The 14,205-nt window shown below is 58.3% G+C and carries 12 protein-coding genes; 7 read left to right on the top strand and 5 right to left on the bottom strand.

Translation table 11 applies throughout. The annotated features are described in order from the left end of the window. Positions 1-94: 94 nt before the first annotated feature. The gene (locus HGT1_RS03690) at positions 95-571 is read left to right on the top strand and encodes a CreA family protein (RefSeq protein WP_176248648.1); all 477 of its coding nucleotides are present in this window, start codon (positions 95-97) and stop codon (positions 569-571) included. A 112-nt stretch (positions 572-683) separates the two neighbouring features. Beyond that, positions 684-1,841, top strand: a complete 1,158-nt coding sequence (locus HGT1_RS03685; protein ID WP_176248621.1) for a lytic murein transglycosylase — start codon at positions 684-686, stop codon at positions 1,839-1,841. On the opposite strand, the gene HGT1_RS03680 is transcribed toward HGT1_RS03685, so the two are convergent. From HGT1_RS03680 to HGT1_RS03665, 4 genes are all read right to left on the bottom strand, one after another. Further along, positions 1,836-3,188, bottom strand: a complete 1,353-nt coding sequence (locus tag HGT1_RS03680) for a HAMP domain-containing sensor histidine kinase (protein WP_176248620.1) — start codon at positions 3,186-3,188, stop codon at positions 1,836-1,838. The two genes, HGT1_RS03685 and HGT1_RS03680, sit on opposite strands and share 6 nt — an antisense overlap. Next, complete coding sequence (locus HGT1_RS03675; protein WP_176248619.1) at positions 3,185-3,844, bottom strand: response regulator transcription factor; 660 nt, start codon at positions 3,842-3,844, stop codon at positions 3,185-3,187. Before HGT1_RS03675 ends, HGT1_RS03680 begins: the two co-directional genes overlap by 4 nt. A gap of 87 nt (positions 3,845-3,931) precedes the next feature. Next, positions 3,932-5,977 (bottom strand): NADH:flavin oxidoreductase, encoded by a 2,046-nt coding sequence (locus tag HGT1_RS03670; RefSeq protein WP_176248618.1) that lies wholly within the window; start codon positions 5,975-5,977, stop codon positions 3,932-3,934. 89 nt (positions 5,978-6,066) lie between these two features. Next, positions 6,067-7,083: a glycosyltransferase family 2 protein gene (locus HGT1_RS03665; RefSeq protein WP_176248617.1), complete on the bottom strand. Its 1,017-nt coding sequence runs from the start codon at positions 7,081-7,083 to the stop codon at positions 6,067-6,069. 196 nt (positions 7,084-7,279) lie between these two features. Between HGT1_RS03665 and HGT1_RS03660 the strand changes: the two genes are divergently transcribed. Beyond that, complete coding sequence (locus HGT1_RS03660; protein WP_176248616.1) at positions 7,280-8,086, top strand: hypothetical protein; 807 nt, start codon at positions 7,280-7,282, stop codon at positions 8,084-8,086. Positions 8,087-8,161: 75 nt separating this feature from the next. Then, entirely contained in the window at positions 8,162-9,916 is a 1,755-nt protein-coding gene (locus tag HGT1_RS03655; RefSeq protein ID WP_176248615.1) for a glycosyltransferase family 2 protein, read from the top strand. Here the strand turns inward: HGT1_RS03655 and HGT1_RS03650 are convergent. Then, the gene (locus tag HGT1_RS03650; protein WP_176248614.1) at positions 9,907-10,914 is read right to left on the bottom strand and encodes a glycosyltransferase family 2 protein; all 1,008 of its coding nucleotides are present in this window, start codon (positions 10,912-10,914) and stop codon (positions 9,907-9,909) included. The genes HGT1_RS03655 and HGT1_RS03650 overlap by 10 nt on opposite strands. A gap of 154 nt (positions 10,915-11,068) precedes the next feature. Here HGT1_RS03650 and HGT1_RS03645 point away from each other — a divergent pair, with 154 nt between their 5' ends. The 3 genes from HGT1_RS03645 to HGT1_RS03635 all read left to right on the top strand — a co-directional run bounded on the left by HGT1_RS03645 (position 11,069) and on the right by HGT1_RS03635 (position 14,147). Then, positions 11,069-12,325, top strand: a complete 1,257-nt coding sequence (locus HGT1_RS03645) for a glycosyl transferase family 90 (RefSeq protein WP_176248613.1) — start codon at positions 11,069-11,071, stop codon at positions 12,323-12,325. A 78-nt stretch (positions 12,326-12,403) separates the two neighbouring features. Then, on the top strand, positions 12,404-13,291 hold the full coding sequence (locus tag HGT1_RS03640; RefSeq protein ID WP_176248612.1) for a hypothetical protein: 888 nt from the start codon (positions 12,404-12,406) through the stop codon (positions 13,289-13,291). Continuing rightward, a complete protein-coding gene (locus tag HGT1_RS03635; protein ID WP_176248611.1) occupies positions 13,284-14,147 on the top strand; it encodes a hypothetical protein in 864 nt (287 codons plus the stop codon). Before HGT1_RS03640 ends, HGT1_RS03635 begins: the two co-directional genes overlap by 8 nt. Positions 14,148-14,205: the final 58 nt, after the last annotated feature.

Below are 14,205 nucleotides of genomic sequence, written 5' to 3'. Positions count from 1 at the left end.
ACGGGCGTTTTGCGTTGGAAGCATGAAAATGATCATTGAGCATTGGTGGAAGATTTTTCTTGGGAACCTTCTGCGGATCTGCGCGTATATCAACATGAACACATATAAATCCCCCTCCCGCTTGGTCTGCGCATCGCTTGCATTCGCATTATTTCCGCTTTCGGCCAGTGCTGAAACCGTCGGCAATGTCGATGTGGACTGGCTTGGAAATGATATCGTGATCGAGGCGGTGTCAGACCCAAAGGTGAAGGGTGTCACCTGCCATCTTGCCTATTTCGAACGCGGGATCATCGACCGTTTGCAAAAGGGAAACTGGTTCGAAGACCCGTCCAATTCGGCAATTTCCTGTCGCCAGACCGGCCCTATCGAGATCGGCGACATCGATCGGGGGGACGAAGGCGAGACGGTTTTTTCCGAGCGCCGTTCAGTGATCTTTAAGACGTTGAAAGTGAAACGTATCTATGACGATGCAAACAATACCCTGATTTACATCAGCCACGCGCGGGATGTGCAAAACGGGTCGGCAAAGATGTCGATGTCGACTGTGCCGCTCTATATCCCCGGCAACTAGGGTGTCCCTGGTGACTAGGCAAAGGATTGCCAAAACATAACTGCCCCTTTGCGGCTATCCCGCCTTGGGTTAACCTGTGCGCAAAGCCACAACAAAATAGGGCGCGGGCAGTATGAGTATTTCACGTAGGAAATTTACAATCGGGCTGGCGGCCTTGTCGCTCGCCGCATGTGAGAGAAGCGGAAATGCCGCTTCCTTTGTGCCGCGTTCAGACGGGGCGTTGCCCGATGATCTGATGCCGCAAGCCAATGCCGGCTATGATGCATGGGTCGCGGGGTTCAAACTGCGCGCGGCGGGGCAGGGCATTTCGCCGGCGACATTGCGCAGTGGGTTCTCCGGTGCCGGCTATCTGCCCGGTGTCGTCAGGCGGGACCGGAACCAAACAGAATTCAGCCGCTCGCTTGAGGATTACCTTGCGATTGCTGTCTCTGACGAGCGTGTGACCAAGGGGCGCGCGGCCTTTGCCCGTCACCGCAATGTCTTGCAACAGATCGAGGCCAGATACGGCGTGCCAGCCGAGGTTGTGACCGCTGTTTGGGGGCTTGAAAGCTTTTATGGTGAACGTCGCGGCAATGTTCCTGTCGTATCGGCCACATCGACACTGGCCTATGATGGCCGCCGCGGCGCGTTTTTTGAAAAGCAGTTGATTGCCGCGCTCAAGATCCTTGAACGCGGGGATGTCGGCGCGCGCGGGCTGACCGGAAGCTGGGCGGGTGCCATGGGGCACACACAGTTTATCCCAACGTCCTATCAAGCCTTTGCCGTCGATTTCAACGGGGATGGCCGCCGTGACATCTGGTCTGATGACCCGACTGATTCACTGGCGTCCACGGCGGCATATCTTGCGAAATCCGGTTGGAAATCCGGCGAGAAGTGGGGCGCTGAAATGGGCACAGCTGCGGCTGGCTCGGCCACGCCGGTCTCTATCCTCCAGCCCGATGCGGGCGGGCCCCGCTTTGCGGTGTTCAGGAACTTCCGTGCGATCAAGCGCTATAACAACTCTGACAATTATGCGATCGGGGTTGGCCATCTGTCAGATCGGATTGCCGGTGGTGGGCCGATCATCGCCAGCTTTGGCCCCGATAAATACGGGATGACCATCGACGACCGTAAGGCGCTGCAAACCAGGCTGACCGCCAGAGGGTTTGATACCGACGGCACGGATGGTGTGATCGGGCCGAACAGCCGCAAAGCCATCGCGGCCTATCAGCAAAGTGTGGGCTTGCCAGCGACGGGGGATCCGTCCCTTGATCTGCTGAACCGTCTATGAGCGATTGGCGGGCGGCACGGCAAAGCCCGCCATAAAACCGCCCGCCTGCCCATCGGCGGGGGAGCGTAGCTCGAGCGCGCTGCCTGCCTGCCGGACAATGCGGTCCGCGATATACAGGCCCAGCCCGAACCCGCCCTGCGCCGCGCTGCCCTGGTGCAGGCGTTCGATCAATCTGTCTAGATTTTCGGGGGAAATGACGGCGCTGTCATTGCTGACAGACAGGTAACCGTCCTGCGACAGGCGCACATGTACCTCACCGTTCGGGGTGCCGTGTTGAAAGGCGTTGTCCACCAGATTGCCGACCACGATTGCAAAGGCATCGGCATCCATCACCGAAAATACCGGCTGATCGGGCATAGCAATCTTCAGGCAGTCTTTTCTGGCAGGGTCTCTCTTCACTTCATCGACCGAAAATTGCAGAAGCTTTGCAACGTCAACCCGCGCACCCGACACGCCGATCCCGGCCTCTGCCCGCGCCATTTGCAGCAGACGGGCAACCAGCCGGACCATCCGTTTCAAAGCATCCTCGACTTTGACAATCGCCACCCGGCCTGCCGGATCCGGGGTGTCGGCCCGCAGGCGCTGGACCTGTGCCAATGCCACCGCCAAAGGGGTGCGCAATTCATGGGCGGCAGAACTGGCAAAGGCGCGTTCACCTTCCAAGGATTGGGACAAGCGCGTCATTAACCCGTTCAAAGACGCCGTGATCGCGGCCAGTTCTGTGGGCTGGCCTGCGGCATCAATCGGGGCAAGCTGGCCATCCCCGCGCGCGCTGATGTCATCGCGCAATTGATCCAGCGGTTTCAGGGCGGTGCGGGCGACCCATCTGACAAGGAAATAGGCGAGCGGCAGCAAGGCAAACATCGGGATAAGGAAGGCGACAAAGCTGTCAAGGAACGCTTCGCGGCGTTCGATTAACGGGTCACCGACCCGCACGGCCAGCCCGCTTGCGTTGAATTCCGACGTGTAAAACATATGGGTCGCAGTCCGGTTGAATCCGGAAATGATCGCACCGCTTGGCGGTTCGGCTTGGCCAAAATCGCGCGAGTTGATCAACACCGTGCCATCGCTCTTGAGCACTTGGTAAATCAGCACCTCGTCCGTATCGCCCGGACCGCGCGCCTTTAGGGCCGCATCAAGCGCGTCAATATCCAGCACGCCATTGGTCAAGGCCTGGGTCACGATAGGGCGAAACAGCCCCGCAATCTCGACCAGCTCATTGTCGAACAGTTCTGCTTGTTCGCCGCGCAGCGCAAAGCCCGTCACCGCCATCGACAAGCCCCAGATCATGGCAAAGCCCAGACTGATCAGCAGCGCCAGACGGCGTGACAAGCTCATCGGGGTCATGGTCGGCGCATCCGGTAGCCAAACCCGCGCAGGGTTTCGATTGCATCGCGGCCCAGCTTGCTGCGCAATCTGCTGATATGCGCTTCGATTGTGTTGCTCTCGACCTCTTCGCCAAAGCTGTAGATGGCGTCTTCAAGATCGGCTTTGGCAACGATGATATCCGGTCTGCGGCTTAGCCTTTCGAGGATGGCCCATTGCTTGCGGGTCAGCGGCACGGCGGTGCCATCGCGCAAAACGGTCTGGCTGGCGGGAAGGATCAGCAAGGGGCCGAATTTGCGTTCAGGATCACGGTCTTGGTCCGCGCGCCGCAAGATCGCCTGAATACGCGCCAGCATTTCATCCAGATCATAGGGTTTCACCAGATAGTCATCGGCACCCGCATCCAGTCCGGCAATCCGTTCGGTGATCCTGTCACGGGCTGTGACGATCAGAACCGGAACGTTCTTGTGGTTTCCGCGCAGCCATCGAAGAACATCCAGACCGTCGCCATCGGGCAGGCCAAGATCCAGAAGAACCAGATCATATTCCGTCGTGGCGATTGCGGCCAGCGCGTGGTCCACACCCGTGGCAAGGTCCACGGCATGGCCTGCCGCGCGCAGATGGTCGCAGACGGCTTGTGCCAAATCGGCTTCATCTTCGACGACCAACAATCGCATATATTTCCCCCGGCTGACGCGATCTAACATCAACTGCAAGGTGTCAGCAATCCGCAAGGCGGGGCGGCAGGGCGGCGGCGGGCCAGGCTACAGGTCTTTGACCAAGCGCAAGGCATCGTAAATCGCCGCATGGGTGTTGCGGGAAGACACGGCATCGCCAATCCGGTACAGCCAGAATGGCGCGTCGTTATTCCAATCCAGGGTTTGCTTTTCACCCATAATCAGGGCGTCGTAATCAACCGCGCCTTCGTTCTTGCTAAGCGGTTTGAGCGCGAAATAAAGATCATCCAGCGGCAAGGTGCCATAGTTCACAACGACCTGATCATATTCCTGCTGCTTGGTGAAATCACTGTAATCGGTGCCGATCGTTGCGATCAGTTTGTTGCCCGCCCGTGCGACGCCCAGCAAGCGACGCGTCACGGTAAAGGTCACATCCTTATCCTGCAAAGACCGCATATAGGGCACAAGGTTCATCGCCATGATCTCGGGGGCAAAGCTGCGGTCGGGGGTCATCACCTCGACTTTGGCCCCCGCATTTGCCGCGACCTCGGCGGCTTGCAGCCCCGGATGGTCACCGCTTTCGTCATAGATCAACACATTCTCGGCAGGTTTCACATCGCCCGAGATGATATCCCACGAGGTCACCACATTGTCAGCCTCGATACCGGTTTCGAACAATTCGGTATTGGGCAGCCCGCCCGTGGCGATGATCACCACATCGGGGTCCAGCTGTAAAACGGTGTCCTGATCTGCCCAAGTGTTGAAATGAAACACCACATCGCGGGCGGCACATTGGGCCATGCGCCAGTCGATGATCGACATCATCTCGCGGCGGCGCGCGCTTTGTGCGGTCAGCCTGATCTGCCCTCCCGGATCGGGCTGGGCCTCGAACACCGTGACGTGGTGACCGCGTTCGGCGGCAACGCGCGCGGCTTCCAGCCCCGCCGGACCTGCGCCGACAATGACAATCTTGCGTTTGACGACAGCCGGTTCAATGCTGTGCGGCATGGTCAGTTCGCGCCCGGTGGCGGGGTTGTGGATACACAACGCCTCGCCGCCCTGATAGATGCGGTCGAGACAATAGGTGGCACCCACACAAGGGCGGATGTCGTCCTCCCGGCCCTCGATGATTTTCTGCACGATATGCGGGTCGGCCATATGGGCGCGGGTCATGCCCACCATATCCAACAGCCCCGCTGCCACGGCGTGGCGGGCGGTTGCCACATCCTGAATGCGGGCCGCGTGGAATGTGGGCATCCCCGTCGCCTTTTTGACAGAGCCCGCGAAATCCAGATGCGGCGCGCTTTGCATGCCTTGCACGGGGATCACGTCGGTCATGGCCGGGTCGGTATGGATGCGCCCCTTGATCACGTTCAGAAAATCCAGCTGGCCTGATGCGGCCAGTTTCTTGGATATCTCAAGCCCTTCCTCGGGGGTGATGCCGCCCTTTTGCGCCTCGTCGGCGGTGTATCTGAAGCCGACGATGAATTCGTCGCCGACCCGTTTGCGTACGGCGGCCAGCACATCCATCGGAAACCGCATCCGGTTTTCCAAGGTATCGGCACCGTAGGGGCCCACCAGATCATTGGTCAGGGGCGACCAGAATTGATCCAGCAGGTGGCCGTAAACCTGCAATTCGATCCCGTCCATGCCGCCGTCTTTCATGCGTTCGGCGGCATCGGCGAAATCGCTGATGATCCGGTCGATGTCCCAATCCTCGATCAGTTTGGGAAAGGCGCGGTGCGCGGGTTCGCGGTGTTTCGACGATGACACCGACGGCAGCCAGTCGCCCTTGTTCCATGTCGTGCGCCGGCCCAGATGGGTCAGCTGGATCATCACCGCGCAGCCATGTTCGTGGCAGGCGTCGGTCAGGTTGGTGATCCACGGCACGACCTCGTCCTTATAAGCCAGCACGTTGTTGAACACCGGCGGGCTGTCCTTGGATACGGCCGCCGATCCGGCTGTCATCGCCAATGCCACACCGGCCTTTGCGCGTTCGGCGTGATAGGCCCGGTAGCGGGTTTTGGGCATGCCGTCTTCGGGATAGGCGGGTTCATGACTGGTGGTCATGATCCGGTTTCGCAAGGTCAGATGCTTGAGCTGGAAGGGTTGCAACAGCGGATCGGCAGACATGGCGCACCTCTTTGGCAAAGACAGGGTTACCTGACGGTGCATCCGAAATGGCGGGCAATCAACTCTATTCGCGGCGCTTTGGCCGTTCTCTACGTCTGGCTATGCCGGCGTAAATGCGCCTGCGTTTGCTCAGGCTTGGGGGGTGTGCTGCCGCCCAAAAGGATCAGATGCCAGTAAAACTGGACTTCGGCGGGGTCTTTCATCAGCGCGGCAAAAGCATCGCGGTGCCATTGAACAGCCCCCTGATGCACGGCCCGGATTTCGGGAGTGCCAAGCAGCGTTGCCATCTGCGCCTGCGTGGCGGCCAGCATCGGGTCGATCCGGTGGTCCTCGACGGTGTTGAAATTCCGTTCTGCCCAATAATGCAGATCAAGGGTTTTGGTCGCCCTATTGGGCAGGCCGCGCCCGCGTTTTACCATAAATTCAGCGGCAGATCGCAAGGAGTAATGGTTCAGCCGCGCCCGCGCCGGGGCTTGCATCAGACCGAACAGATTGATCCGGCTGTCATTTCCGGCAAAGTCGGCCGTGGCGGTTTGCCCGCCGCCAAGCGACCAGACCCCCGGCACCTTGCCCTTGTTCTTGGGGCGGTGCACGCCAAGTTTCTGGAATTTCTTTGGCCGCAACAGGGTTTTGAAAAAGCTGCCCGCCGGCAGGAAAAACGGATCGGGCGCGCACTTGGTAAAACGCGCCGGCGTCAGGTGATCGGTGAAATCTTCCTGACCCGCGGCACCAAACAACCGCCAGGGCAGGGCGATGGCATCAGTATCATCGGGCAGGGATGCAATCAGATCACCGAAGGTCTCCATCGGTGCCTCAAGGCACAGGAATTCATCGCAATCGAAAAAGATCACCCAATCGGCGGATTTCATCAGCGGATGCGCATCGGCCAACCGCATGGCCTGCCATTGCACCGATTTTTCGGCGTCAGGCTGGAACGGCACATGGGTAACACCGGGCAACAGGTCCAGCAGGGCAGGGGTGCCATCGTCGCAATCATGGGTGAAAATCAGAAAATCGGTCACGCCCGCCGCGCGGTGGTGGGCGATCCATTCAAGGCAATAGGGCCCTTCGTTTCGCATACAGGTTACGGCAAGAATGCGTGTCACGGGGGGCGTCGCCTTGGATTGGGTCAATTGCGTTGCTCAAATGACTCTCACGGGTGCCGCCTCAAGTCAATCTTGGGCGGATATTCGGGCGAAACCCCAAGGATTCTTTACAAGTATAGCGGCACTAAGCTAATCTGGACCCTGAGCAGATACATCCGACACAGCAAAAAACCGTGTCATCAGAGAGGCCTGAATTATGAATACCCGTCGCCCCGTCGCGTCGCTTTGGATCGGTGAAAAACTTCACTATCTGAACCAGCTTTGCCTGAAATCCCATGTTGTCGCGGGTCACAAGACGATCCTGTATTGCGCCGACAAGGTTGATAACGCCCCCGAAGGCGTCGAAGTGCGTCCGGCCTCAGAGATCATGGAAATCGACCGCGCCCTGGTCGAAGCCACCAGCGCGTCGTTTCTGTCGAATGTGTTCCGCTACAAGATGATCCAGAAAACCGGCGCGATCTGGATTGATTGCGATGCCTTTTGCCACCAGCCCTTCCCCGAGGACGAAGAATATATCTTTGGCCGCCACGGCATGTCGGGCGCGTTGAACTGTGGCGTTGTGGGCCTGCCGCAAGAATGCGAGCTGATGGACCAGCTGCTGGATTACTATGACAACCTGCCGGATTATCCCGCATGGTGGAACAAGAACCAGCGCAAGAAATACGACCGCCAGGACCCGAAACTGACCCACGCGCACCGCATCTATAACGCAGAGCGCACGGCGTTCGGTCCGCAGGCCTTCACCTATTTTGCCAAGCAGACCGGACAGTATGACAAAGCCAGCGAACGCGAGGTTCTGTACCCCGTGCCGTTCCAGCTGAACGACATTTTTTATGACCCCTATGGCCGCGTCGAAGGGCATTTCACCGACAAGACCCTGTCGGTGCATCTGTACACAAACGGCACAAAGCCATGGTGGGAAAAGAACGAACCGCTGCCCGGATCATACGCCGCGCGGATGTGCGAAAAGATCGGCATCGACCCGTCCAAGGCGCTGCGCTAAGCGACCTGACAAGGGGCCGAAGCCATCAATCTGAAACCGCATATAAGCCCCCACGGCAAGCTTCTGGCCATCTCGATGATGAAGGATGAGGCACCATTCCTGCTGGAATGGTACGCCCATCATCTGGCCGTGGGGTTCACCAAGATCCTTGTCTATACCAACGATTGCAGCGACGGCACCGACGACATGCTGATCCGCCTCGAAGAATTGGGCCTGGGCTATCACCGCCGCAACGACATTCCCGAAGGCGTCAAACCGCAGCCATCGGCGATGAAATATGCGCAATCCGAACCCAAGGTGGCCGAGGCCGATTGGATATTGATGTTCGATGCGGATGAATTTCTGTGCATCAATTATGGCGATGGCACGCTTGATCCGATGCTTGATGCGGCGGGGGACGCGAACGGGATTATCATCACCTGGCGGATTTTCGGGTCGGGCAATGTGGTCGACTGGTCGCGCGATCCGGTGTCCGAACAATACCTCTATGCCGCACCGCCGACATGGAACAAGGGCTGGGGCGTCAAGACGCTGTTCAAGTTCGACCCCGACAAATGGAAGATCGGCATCCACCGTCCGTCGATCAAGAACAAGCATCTGGAAACCGGCTTTCCCGACACGGTCAAATGGCTGAACGGCTCCGGTCTCCCGATGGAGGATTATTTCAAGTTTCGCGGCTGGCGGTCGATCCGGCGCACGGTGGGCTATCAATGGGCGCAGATGAACCACTATGCGGTGAAATCCATCGACAGCTACGCGATCCGCAAATTCCGCGGCAACGTGAACAACAAAAAAGACAAATATAACGCCGATTACTGGTCGCTTCAGGACCGTAACGAAGTCTATGACGACAAGATTTTGCGCTATACCGAACGGCGCCGCGCGATCATGGACGAATTGCTGACCGATCCGGTGTTGTCCCGCCTGCATTGGGCCGCCATTGACCGGGTGGAGGCGCGGCTGGACGAATACCGCCAGACCGAGGCTTATGAAGAACTGAAGGAGTCGCTGATCGAGGCCTCCAAAGTGCCGATCACCCAGATCGTCGCCAAGCCGCCCAAGGCCCGCGATCCGGCTGAAATCGCCGCGCTGATGTCGCAGGTCGAGAAGAACAACGCCGACCGCCCCGCCGAGGAACGCCGCAAGAAACCGGAACCCGACTTTGCCGATGTGGGCGAGGGCGGGGATGGTTTCGTGCCCGGCGAGATTGACGTGACCGCCGAGACGGCCGTTGAATGGGTGCCCAACCACGACATTGCCTTGCCCGCTGACGTGCGCATTTTCGCGCAAAATACCCTCGATTTCGTGATGCGCGGCAAATACCAGCGTCGCATGGCCCGCAAGATCGGCCGCATGGTCGAGGATGGCCAAAAGGTGCTGGATTTGGGGGCAGGGGTTGGTTTCCTGTCGATTTTCACCGCCAAGGAAGTACCGCAAGCCACAGTGATCGCGCAGGAAGACAACGCATCCCGGATGCAGATCATGCGCAACATTCTGGCGCATAATGAACTGTCCTTTGGGGATCAGTTGCAAATGACGACGGAGCAGGTCGTCTTCCCCGATGATGACGCCAAGACGGCAGCGCGGATCAACCGGATGATCGCGGATGAAAAGCCCGATGTGCTGCGCGCCAGCTATGAACAGATCGGGGCGAAAATGCTGAACCGGATCAATCTGGGCAGCGTCAAACGGATCGTTCTGATCGGCCCCGCGATTGCGAGCTTTATGAAAGAACAGAAAAAGGTGGATGATCCCGCCTTGGCCCCGTCAGAAGACCTGAGCGTGCCGGAGTTCGTGATCATTACCCCGAACGTATCGGATCAGTCGTAATAGCCGATGCGCCGCGCCAGATCCTGCCCGCCTTCGGTTTTCAAAATCTCGGTCAGGCGGTTTTGGCGCAGTTCAAGAGATTGCGCATGCAAATCGGCAAGAACCGGATCAGCCCGCAGAAAATCATAGATTTCCTGTGCTGCTGGCGACAATCCGACATTGCTGGTGTCCGTGCCCCCGGTGCGGTTGGCGTGGTTCCAATAGTGTTCGGACGCGCCAAGACGGTCGGCCTGCACCGCATCACCACGATCGACCTTGAGCAGGAATTCAGCCGCCGATTTGATGGAATAATGGTTCACCTGACCGAAGGCGCGGGTTGGGACCGCATTGATGCCCTTGTAATCGCTATCCGTAAACGACGCGGGCATTTGCGCGCCTGATCCGTCGATCCACTTGAAACCTGTGGTCGAAAATGTCTTGGTTACGGGGCGGTGGGGCCGGCGCGGCCCCTTGATTGCGTTGCGGTACAGGGTTTTGACGGCCGTGATGATTTCGTCGCCGCTTTGATCCGCGCCGTCCAGATCGGCAGTGGTTTGGGTATAGCGGGTGGTGACCAGATCGTCGGTCTCGTGTTTGTGGCCATTGCTGTTAAAGGCAACCGAGGTGAAGGACACCGCATCGGCAGGCCCTGCATCCTCGAAAAATCCGTCCAGCGTTCCGGCGTCATTGCGCAGGTTCAAAAATTCGTCGGCATCAGTGACATAAAGCCAGTCCGCCGCCTGATACCGCCCGAAATGCCCCGCATAGCGCAGCGCCATAATGTGCCACATGCCTTGCTTTGGGAACATCACCTTGGGGTTCGGCTGGTGCTTGACCCGGTGCGGCCAAAGCACCTCGATCCGGTCCAAAATCTTGTCGGTGTTATCCGTGCAAAAATTGGTGAAAATCAGCAGGTCATCAATGCCAAGCGCAAAGTGATGGGCGATCCACTCCAGGATATACGGCCCCTCGTTGCGCATCACCGTCAGCATCAATGTTTTTTCGTTGCCGATGGCCATGGAAATCTCGCTTGATCGTTGCTGTTGCGCGCAGGGGGATGGCCGCCCCGTCATAAGGGTTGCCTCAATCGCCTGACGCAGGGTATAGTTTGATCAATAATAGACAAGCAACAAAACATATAATCGCCTGTCTTCCTGAGCATTGAGCGACCTTATGATTACGTCAAAAGATTTTGTCGAAAGATCAATCGCGCATCAATTGGGCGCGCATTCAGATTTTGACCTGTCATCAGATCCGGACGTGGTCGCATTCGTCGCGCGGGCCTCCAGCGGGATGACCTTGTCGTGGGATCATGGCAATCAAGCCCCAAAGGACCTGAACGATTGGAAGCCGTCCACGGATGCGGATCGCCCCTGGCACGTTGATCACAAACGCCATTCCAACACCAACAAGACCACAGGTGCCTTGCAAAGCGTGCTGAACGCGGGCGCTGACTTTGATTTCCTGCTGGATATGCAGGACCATCGCAACCGCACCGTGGTTGACGATCAGGGCCGCGCCGCCGCTTTGATCAATTTCAACCGTTTGCGCGACCGCCCCGAGGGGCATGTGTTGTGGCCGTTGCCCGATTATCATGACATCGACAGCCCTGAATTTCTGGGCAATCTTGACCCCGCCCGCGTGGATTGGGCCGATAAATTCGACCGCGTTGTCTGGCGCGGCGGGCCGGGAAACCGGGGCCGCTTGGGGGAAAGAAACCGCGGTGAAATGATCCGCATGCACCCGCTTTTGCGCAAATACAAAAGCGGTGAATTCAGCCGCGAGGAAACGCTCCATGTGCTGAAATCCATGCAGCGGTTCAATTTTCTGCACCGCTATATCGACAATCCGCGCTTTGATCTGGGGTACACAAACTCTGACGGGTTCGTGCTTGAGCAAGAACCGTTTCTGGCCGATTTCGAGCGCCCCCGCATCCCGCGCGAGGATTTCCAGACCTATAAATATATCGCCGTGTTGCCGGGCAATGATGTGGGCTCAAGCCTGTATTGGTCGCTGAATTCCGGCAGCGTCGCCTTGGTCGTCGATTGCCCGTTCGAAACCTTTGCGACCCATCATTTCAAGCCTTGGGAACATTACATTCCCATTCGCAAAAACCACGGCGATGTCGAAAAACGTCTGGCATGGTGTGATGCACATCAAGACGACTGTCAGGACATGACCCGGCGCGCCGCCGACGTTTGCAAGTTTCTGGCGGACTCCGAGTTGCGCCAGAAAATTGCGGTCGGCGTCATCGACGGGATGCGCAGCCGCTTGGGCCTTGAAAATCCAGCAAAAAAGACCGCCAAGCCGAAATCCTCCAAGACGGCCAGCGGCGCAAAGGCCAAGCGCCCTGCGCGCAAAGCAGCCCCTTCCAAAACCGCGTCGAAACCGCGCAAGACATCCGCAAAATCCAAGATCGCGCATGGCTGATCTACGGGGCCGATCTGCTGCCCGTGCCGCGCACCCATGTACAGTGATGCCAAACCCATCCCCGAAAAGGCACCCAGAATGAGCACCCCGAACCTTTCGATCTTCTTTGTCGTTGATCCGCCGAAATATCAGGATATGGGCTGCTATCTGGCGGCCTCCATCCGGACCCATTTCGAAGAAGATGTTGACCTGATCGGCTATTGCCCCGCCGAAACCATCGGTGACATGGACCCTTACGCTTTGGCGATCTACAAAAAGCTGAACGTGGATGTGCGCCCTATTGAAACCGCGGGGGTGTTTGACCCGCCTTATCCGCATGGCAATAAAATGGTCGCCGCGATGCAGCCGCGCCGCACGCCTTATTCGGCCTTCATGGACAGCGACATGCTGTTCATCGCGCCCAACACATCCGACAAGATGATCAAACAGGGCCATGTGTCGGTGGCCCCTGCGACGTCGATGATGTGGTCCGGTCAGGACATCTGGCAGCAGATCTATGACGCCTGCGACATGCCACTGCCCGAAGAACGCATCTGGCTGTCACGCCAGCGCCGTAAAAAGCTGATGCCCTATTTCAACGCGGGTCTGATCGTTTTCCCCGAAGGTCCGGTGACGGACAAGGGCGAAACGTTCGTAGATGTCTGGATGCGGCTGGCGCAGATCATTGATCAGGTCGATCTGATCAAGAAACGCCCCTATCTGGATCAGATGAGCCTGCCCTTGGCGATCCGTGCGGCCGGTCTGGATTGGAACATCCTGCCCGAAGAACAACATTACATTCTGGGCGGCCAGTTGCGCGGCAAACCCTTGCCCGAGGATATGGACATCAAGATGATCCACTACCGCAATATGAAGGTGCTCAAGGAAGTCGACATGCTGCGCAAAGCCAAAAACATGCTGGAACAACATGTCGGCGAACGTCGCTTCGACAAGATCGATCCGGAGAAGCTTTTGGCGGATGACTGAGACCGGGGCACAAGCACCGGCAGTGCCGGACGGTTGGAACAGCCGCGTGGTCATCTATGACGGTGCGCGTTTGCGGTTGGAATATACCGGCCCTGCCGATCCTGCGCGCATATTGGTCGCCTTTCCGCCCTTTGATTATCCGTTCCTCTCCGGCGAAGGGGGCTGGGGCACCAAGTCCTTTACCAAACGCGGCATGGCCCATGTCTGTGTCTTTCACCGCGACGAAGACTGGCACCAGCACGACGAATTCTTTGACGCTATGCGGGCATGTCGGGCCTATTTCGGTGCGACGCCACAGCTGACCGCCTACGGCTTCAGCATGGGGGGATATGGCGCATTGCTGGGGGCGCAGGCCCTGAATGCAAGCCGCGCTATCGCCGTCTCCCCGCAAAGCTCGATCGATCCCGATGTGGTCAGGTTCGAGCGGCGCTATGGTGAACAATGGGCCAAGATGGACGGCTGGCGGCATGATCTGGCTGCGCATATGGATGACAAGCGGGCCTATACCGTGATGGTCGACCCGATGCACGGGCAAGACAAAAAACACGAAGGGCGGTTGCCGAAACCGGCGCAATATTCCCGCGTGTTGCTGCATGGCGCTGGGCATGCGGGCATTCAGTCTATCGTCGGGATGGGCCAGTCGGCGGCCCTGTTCAATTTCCTGCGCGGCGACAGTACCCCCCGCGATATGCGCAACGCCTACCGCGCCGGTCGCCGTGACGGGTTCAGATATATCCGCAAGATGGGCGTTGCGTTGCATGACAAAAAGCGCCCTGCAGCGCGTATGTTTTATGACATCGCCCGCGAGAAAGGCTTTCACCGCCTGCTCAAGAAATGGGACCCGCTGTATGAATAGCGCATCAACACTTTAGAACGCCAAGGGTTCATGCCATACCTGAAACCAATGATGATCC

The sequence above is a fragment of the Sulfitobacter sp. HGT1 genome, from assembly GCF_013282155.1.
Lineage (GTDB): Bacteria > Pseudomonadota > Alphaproteobacteria > Rhodobacterales > Rhodobacteraceae > Sulfitobacter.
This window is presented reverse-complemented; position numbering and strand designations above follow the sequence as displayed.